This window comes from Arthrobacter sp. D2-10 (genome assembly GCF_054161285.1).
The window spans coordinates 2710864-2725989 of record NZ_CP096431.1 but is presented as its reverse complement, the minus strand read 5'-3'; the positions used below and the strand labels follow the sequence as shown (position 1 = coordinate 2725989).

Sequence of the window (15126 nt, the reverse complement as noted above, 5' to 3'; positions counted from 1 at the left end):
AGATGTGGATCCTTCCGGGGAATATGAAGCACACAACGAGCGATTGAAGGGGCTGCCCGTCGGCGGTGTCCGCTGCTATTCTTTCCGCACAGCGTCGCTCCGCGAAAGGGGTACGCACATGCGGCATCCGATTGTCCGGTTCCTGGCCATCGTTCTCTGCGCCGGGTCTACCGTCACCGCGTGCACAGCCCAGGATTCCGGTCCGGATCGCACTCCCTCACCGGTAGCCGCGGCCACGGAGTCAGAACCGCCGGGACCGCCGGCATCCACATCCGCCGTCCCACAGCCGTCACCGACGAGCGCTGGGCCCGAACTGCAACCCCAGGTTCAAGCCGTGGTCTGCTCGAATTTCCAGGCGACGGAAGCAGGCGCCGCGATCCTCACGGCTGGGGGATCAGCAGCCGATGCCGCTGTCGCTGTCGCGTCCGTCCTCACCGTCGTGGAGCCCTACTACTCGAGCGTGCTCGGCGGCGACACCTGGGCGCTCTACTACGACGGCGGCACCCGGGACGTCACCAGCCTCAACGCTGTGGGGCCGGTGGGGAGCAAGGCGACGCTCGAGGACTACACGCCCCGGGCAGGCGAGTATGGGATGCATCAGGCAATCCTGCCGGGCGCCTGGGACGGGTGGATGCTCTGGCTGCGGGATCACGGAGAACTGCCGCTGCGCCAGGTTCTGGCACCCGCAATCGACATAGCGAGGGCGGGCTACCCGGTCAGCTCGGAGATGACCTTCTGGCTGACACAGCAGGAACAGGACATCCGCAACAGCCCCCAACTCAGCGAGCTCTACCTGCGCAACGGAGCTCTCGTCGCTACCGGGCAGGCAGTTACCCAACCGGACCTCGCGGCCACGCTGGAAGCACTGGCAACCGCGTACGACGACGGCGCTGCCGCCGCCGGCGAGACAACCGCCCGTCATGCGGCGGGCATCCAGGCGGCGCGTGACTACTTCTACCGCGGTCCGCTCGCAGAGGCGATCGTGCAGTATTCCGACCAGTTCGGCGGCTACCTCACACTGGAGGACTTTGCCCGGTACGAGGCCGAGCTGGTGGCGCCCATCTCGATCGACTGGGCCGACGGTATCCGGGTTCTGCAGAATCCGCCGAACAGCCAGGGCATCGCGATGCTTCAGGCGTTGAACATCCTCAAAGCGGAGGACTGGTCCGGCAGATCGCCAGCTGAACCGGACGTGATCCATCGCCAGATTGAAGCCGTGAAGCTCGCCTTCGCTGACCGGTTCGCGTACGTCGGCGATCCTGATCGAACGCCGGTGCCCGTCGAGGAGCTGTTGTCGGATGATTACGCAGATCAGCTGCGCGGCCGCATCGACATGGGTAGCGCCGCCGAGTGGCCGATCGAGGCCGGACTGGACCGGCAGTCGAGCGATACCACCACCTTTCACGTGACCGACAGCGAGGGAAACGCGGCGGCGGTGACGACCAGCCTCGGAGGCCAGTTCCTGGTGGTGGGAGATACCGGCATCCACATCAACGAACGCATGAAGTTCATGTCAGTGGATCCCGGCAACGTGAATGTCGTCGCGCCCGGTGCCACAGTACGGCACACATCGAACCCATACATGGTGCTACGGAACGGTCGGCCGTATCTTCTCGGAGGGAATACCGGCGTCGACACGCAGCCGCAGGCACAGCTCCAGCAATTCATGAGCGTGGTCGCCTTCGGGCTTGAACCCCAGGAAGCGGTCGCTCAGCCGCGTTTCGTGAGCACAGCGTTCCCGGCCTCAATCTTCCCGCACCCGGCCGACAACATTCTCCATGTGGAAACCAGCTTCCCACCTGCAGGCATCGCGGACCTGCGCGAACGAGGGCACAACATCGCGGTAGGAGTCGGCATCTTCGGCACAGCCAACATGATCGAACTCAGCGAGGACGGCACCGTAGCGCAGATCGGAGCCGAGCCGCGGAACCAGACGGCAAGCGGCGTCGTAGTGCCCTGACGGCGTTACCCCATCACGCTGGCTGTCCCCGAAAGAACGCGGGTCGCACCCAGCGCATCGGCCACGAAGGCGTAGTCCCAGGCCACGTCCTTCCACTGCTCGTAGCGTCCGCTGGCGCCGCCGTGGCCGCCGTCCATCTCGGTCTTGAGAACTATCGGCTCACTGCCCGTCGTCACTTCCCGCAGCCGGGCTACCCACTTCGCAGGTTCAACGTAGAGCACCCGGGTGTCATTGAAGCTGGTTACCGCAGCGATGCGGGGATACGCCGTCGGGCGGATGTTCTCGTACGGGGTGTATTCCTTCATGTACCGGTAGACGTCCGGGTCGGTGATGGGATTGCCCCACTCTTCCCACTCCAGCGCGGAGAGCGGGAGTTCCGGGTCCAGAATCGTTGTCAAGGCATCCACAAAGGGAACCTGCGCGACGATCGCCCGGTACTTCTCGGGGGCGAGGTTGGCAACCGCGCCCATCAGCAACCCGCCGGCTGATCCGCCGATCGCAGCAATGCGCTCCGGGTCCACCCAGCCCGATTCGGCCACATGGGTGGTCGCGTCCACGAAGTCCGTGAAAGTGTTCTTCTTCGCGAGCTTCTTCCCGCTCTCGTACCAGGTTCGTCCCATCTCACCTCCGCCGCGGATATGAGCGACGACGAAGACTACGCCTCGGTCCAGCAACGACAGTCTCGAGATGGAGAATCCCGGATCCATGCTGATCTCGTAGCTGCCGTAGGCGTAGATGACTGCGGGGTTCATCCCGTTCTGCTCAAGGTCACGCCGCCGCAGGACGGACAACGGGATGAGCGTCCCGTCGGCGGCCGGTGCCCACTGGCGCTCCGCAACGTACTCCTCGGAGCGGTAGCCGCCGCGCACTTCGGTCTCCTTGCGCAGAGTCAGGACACCGCCGGCGAGCAGGTAGTCATAGACCCGGGGCGGGGTGAAGTAGGAAGCATAGGAGAGCCGGATCATGGGCGACTCGAACTCGGCACCGGCGAGGTTGCAGGTGTAGAGCGCCTCATCAAAGGCGGGCTCGATGGCCGGCTGCTGCGCCGGCGTTCCAAGGCCCTCCCGGGGCATGATCTGCACGCGCATGGTGGTGTCCTTGCGCACCGACACAAGCACGTGCGTGGCGGTGACGGTGGCGCCGTGGACGCGGACGGCGTCGTCGTGCTCCACAACGGTCAGCCACTCCTGCTCGGCCAGCGGGCGGCTGAACTGCTCGGCGGCAGCAAGGCTCACCATCGAGTTCTTCGCACCGCGGTCGTGGGTCAGCAGGTAGTGGAGCCGGCCCTCGACGCGCAGCGGCTCAGCTTCATAAAGGACCCGCTCGGATCGCGGGATCAGTGTGACGAGGCCGGCGTCCTGGTTCTCAAGGTCCAGCACGCGGTACTCGCTGTACTCCGAGCAGCCGATGCCGATCAGCAGCTGCGTGCGGTCAGCGGACAGGTCGAACCCGGTCCACATTGCGACGTCATCCTCCTGGTACACCAGCTCGTCCTGTTCGACGGCGGTGCCCAGCCGGTGTGATTTCACCTGATAGGGACGCCAGCTGTCATCGACGACGGTGTAGAAGACCTGGGATCCGTCCGGCGAGAACGCCAGGCCGTAGAAGACGTTCGGGATCTCATCGGGAAGTAGCTCACCGGTGCGCAGATCCTTGATCCGCAGGGTGAAGCGCTCATCCCCAGCGTTGTCCACGCAGAATGCCAGCAGGGCACCGTCTTCGCTGACGGTGAGTCCGCCGAGCGAAAAGAAGGGCTTGCCTTCCGCTTCGGCGTTGCCGTCGAGCAGTACCTGCTCGCCGTCGACCGGCTGACCCGGCACTACTTCCGGCGGAGTCCAGTCGCGCGCGAGGTCGCCTGTGTCCGTAGCCCCCACCCGGCAATGGATGCTGTACTGCTTTCCCTCTTCCGTGCGGGAGTAGTACCACCACTCCTTCTTCCGGGCCGGGACGGAGAGGTCGGTTTCCTGGGTGCGGTTCTTGATCTCGTTGAAGATCTCCTGGCGCAGTTCCTCCTGGCCGGCGGTAACCGCTTCGGTGTAGGCGTTCTCAGCCCGGAGGTGCTCCACGACCTCTGCATCATCCTTGGCGCGTAACCACTCGTAAGGGTCGATGAAGGTGTCGCCGTGGTGCGTGCGCTCGGTCAGGACCTTCTTGGCAACGGGAGGAGTGAGAGTCATGAAACTATCCTGCCAGAGGGCGGCGCAGATCAGCTGGGCGCGGCCGCGGTGGATCCCCGGACGATCAGGTCCGACTCGAACAACGACTCCGTGCGGCTGCTGCGTCCGCCCGACAATTCCGTGAGCAGCGCCTGGACGGCCGCCTCTGCCATGCCGGCGACGGGTTGGCGGAGCGTCGTCAGCGGGGGATCAGTGAACGCCATCAGGGGGGAGTCATCGAAGCCCACCACGGATACGTCGTCGGGCACCCGCAGGCCCCGTGAGCGTGCGGCGCGGATGGCGCCGAGAGCCATGACGTCGGACGCGCACACGATGCCCGTGTGGCCAGTCTCCAGAAGCTCGACGGCGGCGCTGTGCCCGCCCTCGATGCTGAACATGGTGACGGCCGTGTGCTCTGACGGATCCGTCTGGCCGAGATGTTGCTCAAGCCCTACCCGAAAACCTTCGAGCTTCCGGCGACTTGGAATGAAGTGTTCAGGCCCGGTGGCAAATCCGACCTTCCGATGCCCAAGCGATGCGAGGTGGCGAACGGCGGTCTGGATGGCCATGGAGTCGTCATTCGCGATGGAGGGTGCATCGACCTCCGGCCGGGTGCCGTTGGTCAGCACAAACGGGATGCCGCGGGCTCGCAGCCGGTGATATCTCTCGACGCTTGCACGGCCATCCGCGTGTGCGGCGCACACGAAAATCAATCCGCGGACGCCTTGATCCAGCAGCAGGGAAACATATTCATCCTCAGTGACGCCGCCGCCGGGGAGGGTGCACAGGGCCGGGATGAAGTCATGGGGGGCAACCAGCGCACTGATGGCTCCGGCGAAAGCGGGAAAGATCGGGTTCACCAGATCGGGCACCACAATGCCGATCTGCCCGTTCGCCCGGCCGGAGAGACGGTCCGGACGCTCGTAACCCAGATCGTCCATTGCGGTGAGGACGGCCTGCCGGGTCTCTCGTGAAGCGCCGCTGCGACCGTTCATCACCCGCGAGACGGTGGGGACGCTGACTCCTGCGCGGCGCGCAACATCCTCCAGCCGGGGCTTGTCGGTCAACGGTGGGAGCGTCACGGATCCATCCTATCTTCCGCGCGATCGACGGGTGAAACTTTCATGAAAATTTCAGTAAACCCTTGACGGTCATTCGGCCGCTTCCTAGGGTGAAGTGGCCTACTACCGAACCGGACGTGCAGTGAAGCGCGTCAAGGAGGATCCATGCACACCACCTCATCCATTCACCGCAGGCGACGGCGCTTCGCCGGGCTCGCTGCCGGTGTCGTGACCGGACCGCTACTGGTCAGCCTGATGCCTTTGCCGGCGCTTGCTGACCACAGCCCATCCCCGCAATCCGTGACCCTCGTGGGCTCGCTCCAGTCAGAGCTTGGGTGTGCCGGCGACTGGCAGCCCGAATGCGCCGCGACGGCCTTGAGTGAAGTCGCTGGGTCGCCGGGAATCTATAGCGGTACGTTTGAGGTTCCAGCGGGTGACTACGCCTACAAAGCAGCGCTCAACGGGAACTGGACCGAAAACTACGGCGACGGCGGCGCAGCAGGAGGAGCCGACATCGCCCTGACCTCGCAGGGAGGGCCGATCACCTTCACCTATAACCACAGCACCCACGTCATCACCAGTGACGTTCAGCAGTCCGCGATTGCCGGGGCTGCGGCGCATTGGCTGGCGCCGGGAACCTTCGCCTGGGACCTGGATGAAGCGCCCGAGGGAGCCTCCTACCGTCTTTACTCCTCGACAAACGGCGGCCTGGAGGTAGTGGACGGGGCGATAACCGGTGGTGACTACCTCAATCTGGAACGCAGGGGCGATGCACTCGATCCCGAGTTCGCTGCGGCCCAGCCACACCTGAAGTCTTTCGATCTCCTGACGCTGCCCAGCAAAGCGGCCGTCCAGGCAAGGAAGCTGCTCAAGGGAGAGTTGCTTGCCGTCCAGGTTGGCGCTGATGGGTCGGTGCTGCAGGCCACGCGCGTCCAGGTGCCGGGCGTCATCGACGCGCTGTACCCAAACGCTGTGAAGCGGTCACTCGGACTGAGCTGGAAGGGACCGCGCCCGCGCTTCGACCTCTGGGCACCAACTGCCCGCGAGGTCAGCCTCCACGTCTACCGGGAGGGTTCCGGCGGGGAAGTCCTGGCCAGCGTTCCCTTGAAGGAAGGGCACGACGGCGTCTGGTCAGTTGTGGGGGAGAAGAATTGGAAGGATGCGTACTACCTCTATGAGGTGGAGGTCTACGTACCTGAGACCGGCCAGGTTGAGCGAAACCTCGTGACGGACCCCTACAGCGTCGGCCTGTCCACCAACTCCGAGCGCAGCCTGATCGTGAACCTGACGGACCCGCAACTGGCGCCTTCCGGCTGGGAGTCGCTCAAGAAGCCGACCCTCGCCCAGCCCGAAGACCTCTCACTCTACGAGCTGCACGTGCGCGATTTCTCGATCAATGACGCTACGGTTCCGGAGGAGCGTCGTGGAACCTACGCCGCCTTCGCCGAGAGGGACAGCGACGGCATGAAGCGCCTTGCGGACCTCGCGGACTCCGGTTTGAATGCTGTACACCTGCTGCCGGTCAACGACATCGGAACAATCGAGGAGCGCCGCGACGTACAGGCCGAGCCGCAGTGCGAGCTTGCGAAGTTCGCCCCAGACAGCGAAGAACAGCAGGCCTGCGTGGCCGCTGTTGCGGGCAAGGACGGCTTCAACTGGGGCTACGACCCGCTGCACTACACGACGCCTGAGGGCTCGTACTCGACAGACCCAAGCGACGGCACCCGCATCCGCGAATTCCGGGAGATGGTCGCAGGCCTGAACACTGCCGGGCTGAGGGTGGTCCAGGACGTGGTTTACAACCACACCGCAGGCGCCGGGCAGGCCTCAAACAACAACCTCGACCGCATCGTGCCGGGCTACTATCACCGGTTGAACGCCACCAGCGGAGCTGTCGAAACCTCGACCTGCTGCCCCAATACGGCAACCGAGAACGCGATGATGGGCAAGCTCATGGTTGATTCGATCGTGACGCTCGCCCGCACCTACAAGCTTGATGGATTCCGGTTCGACCTGATGGGCCACCACAGCAAGCAAAACATGCTCGACGTGCGAGCAGCCCTCGATGAACTGACTCTTGAGCGGGACGGCGTGGACGGCAAGAGCGTCTACGTCTACGGGGAAGGGTGGAACTTCGGCGAGGTCGCAGACAATGCACGCTTTGAGCAGGCAACCCAGGCAAACATGGCGGGCACGGGAATCGGGACCTTCAATGACCGACTCCGTGACGCAGTGCGCGGTGGCGGACCCTTCGATGAGGATCCGCGTGTACAGGGCTTCGGCTCGGGCCTCCTGACGCAACCCAACGGTGCCGAGGTGAACGGCAGCCCCGCGGACCAGCGGGCCAGACTGCTCCTGAACCAGGACCAGATCAAGGTGGGTCTGACGGGCAACCTCCGGAACTACAGATTCGTTGACCGCACGGGCGCCGAAGTGAGTGGAGCCGACATCGACTACAACGGCAGCCCCGCCGGCTACACTGCGGATCCGCAGGAAGCCATCAGCTACGTCGAGGCCCACGACAACGAGACTCTGTTCGACAGCCTCGCCTTCAAGCTGGCCCCGGAGACGACGATGGCGGACCGCATCCGGTTCCAGACGCTCTCGCTCAGTACCACCGCGCTCGGACAGGGCGTGTCCTTCTGGCACGCCGGGGGAGAAGCCCTGCGCAGCAAATCCCTGGACCGTAACAGCTATGACTCGGGTGACTGGTTCAACCTTCTGGACCACACCGGGACGGAGAACGGATTTGCCCGTGGATTGCCGCCGCGCGCCGACAACGCCGACAAATATGAGTTCATGAAGCCGTTGCTCGCGGATCCGGCACTCAAGCCCACACCGGCGGACATCGCCACGGCTCGGGAACAAGCGAAATCGCTCCTTGAGATCCGCAAGAGCTCGTCGCTGTTCCATCTCGGCTCTGCCGACCTGGTTCAGCAGAAGCTGTCGTTTCCCTCCGGTGGACCGGAGCAGACACCGGGCGTAATCGTCATGCACATTGATGACACCACCGGATCGGATGTCGACAGCGAGCGGACCGGCGTCGTCGTCGTTTTCAACGCATCCGACACGACGACCACGCAAACGGTGCCTGCCGCCGCGGGGCAGGCCTTCGCTCTGCACCGGGTCCAGCAGGGCGGCTCGGACGAGGTGGTGAAGGGTGCGGCCTTCGATTCGTCGACGGGCAGCTTTACGGTCCCGCCGCTGACCGTCGCTGTCTTCGAGGCGAAGTAAACCTCAGCAACTCGTGAAGGCCGGACAGCTTGACCAGCTGTTCCGGCCTTCACGTGTGTCAGAGTCCTGCCAGTGTTGACTCTGAAGTCGCGTCGCCGATATCCTGAACGAACGGTCGGTAATTATTTCGGGCCGGCATATCGCCGGCCTCGCACAGTGAGGTGACCATCATGACAACCGCGACTGACACTCCGCAGGACCTGACCGCGGAGCAGGAACAGTTCGACAGGCTGATCGCCGAGGACTCCCGGATCGAACCCCGCGACTGGATGCCTGAGGCATACCGCAAGACCCTCACCCGCCAGATCTCGCAGCACGCACACTCCGAAATCATCGGCATGCAGCCCGAGGCGAACTGGATCACCCGAGCCCCCAGCCTGAAGCGCAAGGCCATCCTGATGGCCAAGGTCCAGGACGAAGCTGGGCACGGGCTGTACCTGTACTCAGCGGCCGAAACCCTCGGGACCACGAGGGACTCCATGATGGCGGACCTCATTGCCGGCAAGGCGCGCTACTCGAGCATCTTCAACTACCCGGCACGCACCTGGGCCGACATGGGTGCGATCGGTTGGCTCGTCGACGGCGCTGCGATCGCCAACCAGGTGCCCCTCTGCCGCGCCTCCTACGGGCCGTACGGGCGTGCGATGGTACGCATCTGCAAGGAAGAGTCCTTCCACCAGCGCCAGGGCTTCGAGATTCTGCTTGAGCTGTCCAACGGAACGCCGGCCCAGAAACAGATGGCGCAGGACGCCGTCAACCGCTGGTACGCACCGAGCCTCATGATGTTCGGTCCGCCGGATGAGGACTCGCCCAACTCCCAGCAGTCGATGGCCTGGAACATCAAGCGGTTCTCGAACGATGAGCTGCGCTCGCGGTTCGTGGGCATGATCGTCGAACAGGTCAAGACCCTCGGACTCACCCTTCCGGATGACCAGATCCGCTACAACGACGCCACAGGCAGGTGGGAACACGGCCCGCTCGACTGGAACGAGTTCAAGGAAGTCCTCGCCGGCCGTGGACCGTGCAACGCCCAGCGCATGGAGCGGCGCAGGGAAGCGCACGACGGCGGCGCCTGGGTTCGTGAGGCCGCCGCCGCTTACGCGGCGAAGCAGGCAGCGAAGCGCGCTGACCAGCGCGATATGACAGTAAAGGCGGCGTAGATGGTCAGCGGATCACAGACGGGCGACGACGGCTCCAAGGCTCCCAGCGCGGAGCAACCCGACCACCCCACAGCAGAGCCCTGGCCGCTCTGGGAAGTGTTCGTCCGCTCCTCACGCGGCCTCAGTCACGTGCACGCCGGGTCGCTGCACGCGCCCGACGCCGAGATGGCTGTCCGCAATGCTCGGGACCTGTACACCCGGCGTAACGAGGGCGTGAGCCTTTGGGTGGTCCCCGCATCCGCCATCATCGCCAGCGATCCGGACGCCAAGGGCCAGTTTTTCGAATCGCCGCAGGGCAAGGATTACCGGCACGCCACGTACTACACGAAGAGCGAAGGAGTGAAGCACCTGTGAGCGAATCCAACGCGAGCGCCACCCGCATCACTCCGGGAAACGCGCTGCGGCCCGAAGACATCGCCGCCTCCGGGGTCAAGCCGACCGGGGCTGTCGGGGAGTATGCGCTGAGACTTGGCGACGACGCGCTTATCCTCGCCCAGCGTCTGGGTTGGTGGATTTCCCGCGCTCCGGAGCTCGAGGAGGACGTGGCCCTCGGCAACATCGCCCTCGACCAGATCGGCCACGCGCGTTCTTTCCTGACCTATGCGGGCCATGCCTGGGACAAGACCGAGGACGACCTGGCGTACTTCCGGGGAGAGGACGAATTCCGCTCCGCGCATCTTGTGGAGCAGCCCAACGGGGACTTCGCCCGGACCATCGCACGGCAGCTGGTTATCTCCCAATACCAGTACGACCTCTACTCCCGTCTGGTGAATTCCGCCGACGCCACGCTCGCAGCGATCGCGGCGAAGGCCGTGAAGGAAGTCGACTACCACCGCGATCACGCCCGCCAGTGGGTCCTGCGCCTGGCGCTCGGAACCGACGAGTCACGCCGCCGCATGATCGAAGGGATCCTCCTGACCTGGCCGTACGTCGGGGAGCTATTTGAGGACGATGAGCTCGTGACCTCACTCGACGGCGTCGCGGTCAAGCCGTCCTCGCTCCGCGCCTCGTTCGATGCGGAGATCGAGGCGCTGTTCTCTGAAGCCGAACTCGAGGTTCCGGACGTTCCCGTTTCCGTTGGCGGCGGACGGCAGGGCCGCCACAGTGAACACCTGGGCTACATCCTGGCCGAGATGCAGGTTCTGGCCCGCGAGCACCCGGGAGCAACATGGTAGCCACCCTGCAGTCGCCGCGAACCGCTCGTGAGGCGACTCTCTGGGAGATCGCCGCCACTGTGGCGGATCCCGAAATTCCAGTGCTCACCATTGAGGATCTCGGCGTCCTCCGTGCGGTCTCCATTGACGACGACGGCGCCGCCACCGTCACGATCACGCCCACCTATTCGGGGTGCCCGGCGATGGACGCGATCCGCGACGACATCATCACGGCCCTTGTCTCCAAGGGTCATACGGATGTGAACGTGAAGCTCGTGCTGTCACCGGCGTGGACCACAGACTGGATGAGTCCGTCGGGCAAGGCCAAGCTGGAAGAGTACGGAATCGCCCCGCCCACCGGTAAGGCCGCCGCCGGCAAGGTGAGCGTGGGGCTGAGCGTCAAGTGCCCGCAGTGCTCCTCGCTGAACACCCGAGAACTTACCCGCTTCGGTTCCACATCCTGCAAGGCGCTCTATGTCTGCCAGGACTGCAGGGAACCCTTCGACTACTTCAAGGTCCACTAATGGCAGTGAAACTCGCACCGTCGACCAAGCGTCGGACGGCCTTCCACGAACTGACGGTCGCTGAAGTTCGACGGCTCACCGAGGACGCCATCGAGGTGACCTTCGCTGTTCCCGAGGAACTGGCCGGGCGGTTCGATTATGTACCGGGGCAGTACGTCGCGCTCCGGACGATGCTCGACGTCGATGGCGAGCCGAAGGAAGTCCGCCGCAGCTATTCCATCTGTGCGGAACCGCGTACTTTCGAAGACGGCAGCAGTGAGATCCGCGTCGCCATCAAAAAGGACCTCGGGGGCACGTTCTCCACCTGGGCCAACGAGTTCCTGAGGGCAGGCGACAAGCTCGACGTGATGAGCCCGATGGGCCAGTTCATCTCGAAGCACCCGATGACCGAAATCAACACCCCCGAGAGCATCGACACGACCACGGAGCATTCCTTCGTGGCCGTCGCTGCGGGTTCGGGCATCACTCCGGTCATTGCCATCGCGCGATCGGTGCTTGCAGCGAACCCGGCGGTGCGTCTGGATCTCATTTACGCCAACAAGGCGGCCATGGACGTCATGTTCCTCGAGGAGCTCGCCGACCTGAAGGACCGTTATCCCGCCCGGTTCGCTCTGCACCACGTGCTCTCGCGCGAGCAGCGCATCTCGCCGTTGCTGAGCGGACGTATCGATGCGGGGAAACTCCGGACCATGCTGACCAGCGTCATCCGGACCGAAGAAGTCGATGAGTGGTTCCTCTGCGGGCCCTTCGAACTGGTTCAACTGTGCCGTGACACCCTTGCCGAGCGGGGCGTGCCGGCTGAGAAGATCCGTTTCGAGTTGTTCACTACCGGTGAGCCCACAAAGCCGGAGGGCCAGATCGGCCGTCCGGTCAGCACTGACGGCAGCGAAGACAGCTACGCCATCAACTTCAACCTCGACGGATTGAAGGGCACCGTGTCGAGCCCCACCCACGCCCGGGAATCCATCCTGAACGCGGCGCTGCGCGTGCGCCCCGACGTTCCCTTCGCATGTGCCGGAGGTGTCTGCGGGACGTGCCGTGCCAAATTGGTCAGCGGAACCGTTGACATGGACGAGAACTACGCTCTTGAGCCGGATGAGCTCGCGAAGGGTTACGTGTTGACGTGTCAGTCCCGACCCACCAGCTCCGAAGTCACCGTCGACTACGACGCCTGATACCTACCGGATATTCATAGAAGAGGAGCGATCGTTGATCGAGTTGATAATCGAGAACGGTGTCGCCGAGATTGTGCTCAACGCGCCGGAGAAGCTCAATTCGCTCGACGAGGACGCTCTTGCCGAGCTGTCGGATGCGTACGACGACGCCGCCTCCGCTGCAGCAGACGGCCGGGTGCGTGCCCTGTTGCTGCGAGGCGAAGGCCGGGCATTCTGCGCCGGTCGCGACATCTCCGGCGTCGAGCCGGAAACGGACGACGCAGTCGCTTACCTCGACGGACTGGTCACCCCGCTGTTGAAGAAGATGTCCGCTTTTCCGGCACCTACGTTCGCGGCGGCTCACGGTGCATGCCTCGGCGTGGGACTGGGTCTGCTTATTGCCACGGACGTTGTTTATGTCGCTGACTCCGCGAAGATCGGTTCACCGTTCGCCAAGCTTGGTGCAACGCTCGATTCCGGCGGCCATTGGCTTTTCACGGAGAGGCTTGGAGCACATCGAACGCTCGACCTCATCTACACCGCCGACCTCATGAGCGGAGCGGACGCCGTCGCCAGCGGTCTGTTCAGTAGGGCATTCCCTGCCGAGGAGTTGCTTCCAGCCACCCGCGTCACCGTTGAACGCGTCGCACAAGGCGCCACTGGTGCGTTCCGGGCGTCGAAGGAGCTCGTCGCTTCCATCCGGGATCGAAGGCTAGGCCTCTGGGAATCACTGGGGGACGAAAACGCGGCACAGGGCCAGCTGTGCAGCAGCGCCGACTATGCGGAGGGTTTCAGGGCTTTCCAGGAGAAGCGGATGCCGGTTTTCCGCGGCTAGCGGTGATTTCTGACCGGTCTGATACATCGGAGCAACGAGTTCTGCAACGTTTTGAACTCAATAACAGATAATTTCCGGTGGAGGTACCACATTTATTCTTTCGTGGCATTTACTAGGACATGTGGCCGGGGCAGTCCGCCGGGGGGCCTCATGGGGGACGGTGACGTTCAGAACGGGACGTCACCTCCAGAACGGCGGACGCCCGGTCATCCACGCGCTCGCACCTGGACCCTGCCGATAGCGCCCATCGGCTCCCCGGAGCTCGCTGCGCTCGCACCGGGACCCTGCCGATAGGCTTAGGGTTTCAGCCGCGACCCGAGAGGAACCTATGTCCGAGCCGCTCGTTGAACAGTCCCACCCATGGAAACAACTGGGGGACCGGGCGTGGATGCTGCAGACAAATCCCTACGCTCTGAACACAGGGCTGGTGCTTGGGACAGAACGCGCGCTCGTGATCGACACGGGGGCCGGGCCGCAGCAGGCTGCCGAGATCTTCGAGGCGGTGCGGCAGATCACAGAGCTGCCGCTCTGCGTTGTGAACACGCACTCCCACTTCGACCATGTCTTCGGGAACGCGTACTTTGCGGCGCAGGGCGTGGCGGATTTCTGGGCGACCGAGCGGTGTGCCGCCGTCATACGTGAAAGCGGCGAGGAACAGCGGGTGGAGGTCACCGAATCGGAGCCGGCCATGGCTGCCGGCGAGGGCGAGCACACCGCAGTCCATCCGGCGAACAGGGTCGTGTCCGGATCGCCGGTCGACCTGGACCTCGGCGGCATATCGGTGACCTTGTTCCACCTGGGAACAGGGCACACGGACAACGACCTTCTGGTAGGCGCAGGCGATGTCCTCTTCACCGGGGACCTGGTGGAGGAAGGTGCCGATCCGGCCTTCGAGGACTCCTTCCCGACGGAGTGGATCCGCACGCTGGGCAAGATCGCGGCGCTCGATGATTTGTACGACATCTTCGTGCCCGGGCACGGGGCCCCCGTGAACGCGGAGTTTGTGGTGACCCAGCTGAACAAGATGCGCAGCGCAGTCCGGGTCACGAAAGTGGCGATGGATGAGGCTTCGGTGGACATGACCAAGGCCATCCCGATCCTGCCGTATGGACCGGAGCAGTCCCGGGCCCTACTGACCCGCCTCCGTACCCTCGCGCACTGGAAGTGGCTGGAGCGGCAGACCGACAGAGGTTGAGCCCTTTGGCGCGAGGAGTTGTAGCAGGGGCTCGACCTTCGCCAGGAACGCAGCCGCCGTCTCGGCGGCAGAGCCATTCGCCTCGATCACTTCATAGCTGCCAAAGTCAGGAAGGCGCCTGTAGGAGGCGTCGAGAACGCTCAGGAACTCCAGCGTTTCCCGGTCGGTGTTACGCGAAGTGATGCGGGCTTTTGCCGTGCGCGGGTCAACACTGAGGTAAACGACGAGGTCCGGTTTCGGGAGCATGCTCAATAGCCAGGGCAACACGACGCCGCAGGGCAAGCCACGCACCTGCCGAAGAGCGAGCTGGCATTGAAGGTGGCGGTCGAAGATGATGACGCCCCGGCGTCGTCGTGATTGAAGGGTTGAGCGAAGCACCGCCAGGACGCGGAGGACCGTCTCCATCCTGTCCAGCATGCGCGCGCCGAGCATCGACTCGGCGGTTTTTGACCAGCGCGACGCCCAGCGGTCAAGGGTGCGCCGTCCGCCGGGATTTCGGAACAACTGGGCGTCGATGCCCCGCTCGTGAAGCTTCTGAATAACCGTTCGCGCAACAGTGGTTTTGCCCGCCCCGTCGATTCCGAGCAGGACCACACGCAGAACCTGTGGATTCCTTGGGAACTGGGTCATTTTGGCCTTTCGCGGGTGTACTCTCTGGAAACAATCATCGCAAGGGCGACTGGGTGAAGACTG

The 15126-nt window shown here is 64.2% G+C and carries 12 protein-coding genes; 9 read left to right on the top strand and 3 right to left on the bottom strand.

What is annotated here, in order from left to right; translation table 11 throughout:
* Positions 1-118 precede the first annotated feature (118 nt).
* Positions 119-1960, top strand: coding sequence for a gamma-glutamyltransferase family protein (locus tag M1D74_RS12755; RefSeq protein ID WP_458115531.1), 1842 nt, complete (start codon positions 119-121; stop codon positions 1958-1960).
* A gap of 5 nt (positions 1961-1965) precedes the next feature.
* Here M1D74_RS12755 and M1D74_RS12750 read toward each other — a convergent pair whose 3' ends face one another.
* On the bottom strand, positions 1966-4137 hold the full coding sequence (locus M1D74_RS12750) for a S9 family peptidase (RefSeq protein ID WP_458115530.1): 2172 nt from the start codon (positions 4135-4137) through the stop codon (positions 1966-1968).
* Positions 4138-4166: 29 nt separating this feature from the next.
* Complete coding sequence (locus M1D74_RS12745) at positions 4167-5198, bottom strand: LacI family DNA-binding transcriptional regulator (protein WP_309071845.1); 1032 nt, start codon at positions 5196-5198, stop codon at positions 4167-4169.
* Between the two features lie 144 nt (positions 5199-5342).
* Here M1D74_RS12745 and pulA point away from each other — a divergent pair, with 144 nt between their 5' ends.
* The 8 genes from pulA (at position 5343) to M1D74_RS12705 (ending at position 14433) form a co-directional block, all read left to right on the top strand.
* Positions 5343-8411, top strand: coding sequence for a pullulanase-type alpha-1,6-glucosidase (gene pulA / locus M1D74_RS12740; RefSeq protein WP_458115529.1), 3069 nt, complete (start codon positions 5343-5345; stop codon positions 8409-8411).
* A gap of 170 nt (positions 8412-8581) precedes the next feature.
* The gene (gene paaA / locus M1D74_RS12735; protein ID WP_309071843.1) at positions 8582-9571 is read left to right on the top strand and encodes a 1,2-phenylacetyl-CoA epoxidase subunit PaaA; all 990 of its coding nucleotides are present in this window, start codon (positions 8582-8584) and stop codon (positions 9569-9571) included.
* A complete protein-coding gene (gene paaB / locus M1D74_RS12730) occupies positions 9572-9925 on the top strand; it encodes a 1,2-phenylacetyl-CoA epoxidase subunit PaaB (protein ID WP_309071842.1) in 354 nt (117 codons plus the stop codon). It abuts the gene before it with no gap.
* A complete protein-coding gene (gene paaC / locus M1D74_RS12725) occupies positions 9922-10746 on the top strand; it encodes a 1,2-phenylacetyl-CoA epoxidase subunit PaaC (RefSeq protein WP_458115528.1) in 825 nt (274 codons plus the stop codon). The genes paaB and paaC overlap by 4 nt, the downstream gene beginning before the upstream one ends.
* On the top strand, positions 10740-11249 hold the full coding sequence (gene paaD, locus M1D74_RS12720) for a 1,2-phenylacetyl-CoA epoxidase subunit PaaD (RefSeq protein ID WP_458115527.1): 510 nt from the start codon (positions 10740-10742) through the stop codon (positions 11247-11249). Before paaC ends, paaD begins: the two co-directional genes overlap by 7 nt.
* Complete coding sequence (gene paaE, locus M1D74_RS12715) at positions 11249-12424, top strand: 1,2-phenylacetyl-CoA epoxidase subunit PaaE (protein WP_458115526.1); 1176 nt, start codon at positions 11249-11251, stop codon at positions 12422-12424. The genes paaD and paaE overlap by 1 nt, the downstream gene beginning before the upstream one ends.
* A 34-nt stretch (positions 12425-12458) precedes the next feature.
* A complete protein-coding gene (locus M1D74_RS12710; protein WP_458115525.1) occupies positions 12459-13238 on the top strand; it encodes an enoyl-CoA hydratase/isomerase family protein in 780 nt (259 codons plus the stop codon).
* 328 nt (positions 13239-13566) lie between these two features.
* A complete protein-coding gene (locus M1D74_RS12705) occupies positions 13567-14433 on the top strand; it encodes an MBL fold metallo-hydrolase (RefSeq protein WP_458115524.1) in 867 nt (288 codons plus the stop codon).
* Here the strand turns inward: M1D74_RS12705 and M1D74_RS12700 are convergent.
* Positions 14368-15063 (bottom strand): dTMP kinase, encoded by a 696-nt coding sequence (locus M1D74_RS12700; RefSeq protein WP_458115523.1) that lies wholly within the window; start codon positions 15061-15063, stop codon positions 14368-14370. The genes M1D74_RS12705 and M1D74_RS12700 overlap by 66 nt on opposite strands.
* Positions 15064-15126: the final 63 nt, after the last annotated feature.

What these genes read in the sequence shown, in the direction of transcription:
- M1D74_RS12755 (WP_458115531.1), top strand. Translation starts at nt 119, where the DNA reads ATGCGGCATCCGATTGTCCGGTTCCTGGCCATCGTTCTCTGCGCCGGG.
- M1D74_RS12750 (WP_458115530.1), bottom strand. Translation starts at nt 4,137, where the DNA reads ATGACTCTCACTCCTCCCGTTGCCAAGAAGGTCCTGACCGAGCGCACG.
- pulA (WP_458115529.1), top strand. Translation starts at nt 5,343, where the DNA reads ATGCACACCACCTCATCCATTCACCGCAGGCGACGGCGCTTCGCCGGG.
- paaA (WP_309071843.1), top strand. Translation starts at nt 8,582, where the DNA reads ATGACAACCGCGACTGACACTCCGCAGGACCTGACCGCGGAGCAGGAA.
- paaB (WP_309071842.1), top strand. Translation starts at nt 9,572, where the DNA reads ATGGTCAGCGGATCACAGACGGGCGACGACGGCTCCAAGGCTCCCAGC.
- paaD (WP_458115527.1), top strand. Translation starts at nt 10,740, where the DNA reads ATGGTAGCCACCCTGCAGTCGCCGCGAACCGCTCGTGAGGCGACTCTC.
- paaE (WP_458115526.1), top strand. Translation starts at nt 11,249, where the DNA reads ATGGCAGTGAAACTCGCACCGTCGACCAAGCGTCGGACGGCCTTCCAC.
- M1D74_RS12705 (WP_458115524.1), top strand. Translation starts at nt 13,567, where the DNA reads ATGTCCGAGCCGCTCGTTGAACAGTCCCACCCATGGAAACAACTGGGG.
- M1D74_RS12700 (WP_458115523.1), bottom strand. Translation starts at nt 15,063, where the DNA reads ATGACCCAGTTCCCAAGGAATCCACAGGTTCTGCGTGTGGTCCTGCTC.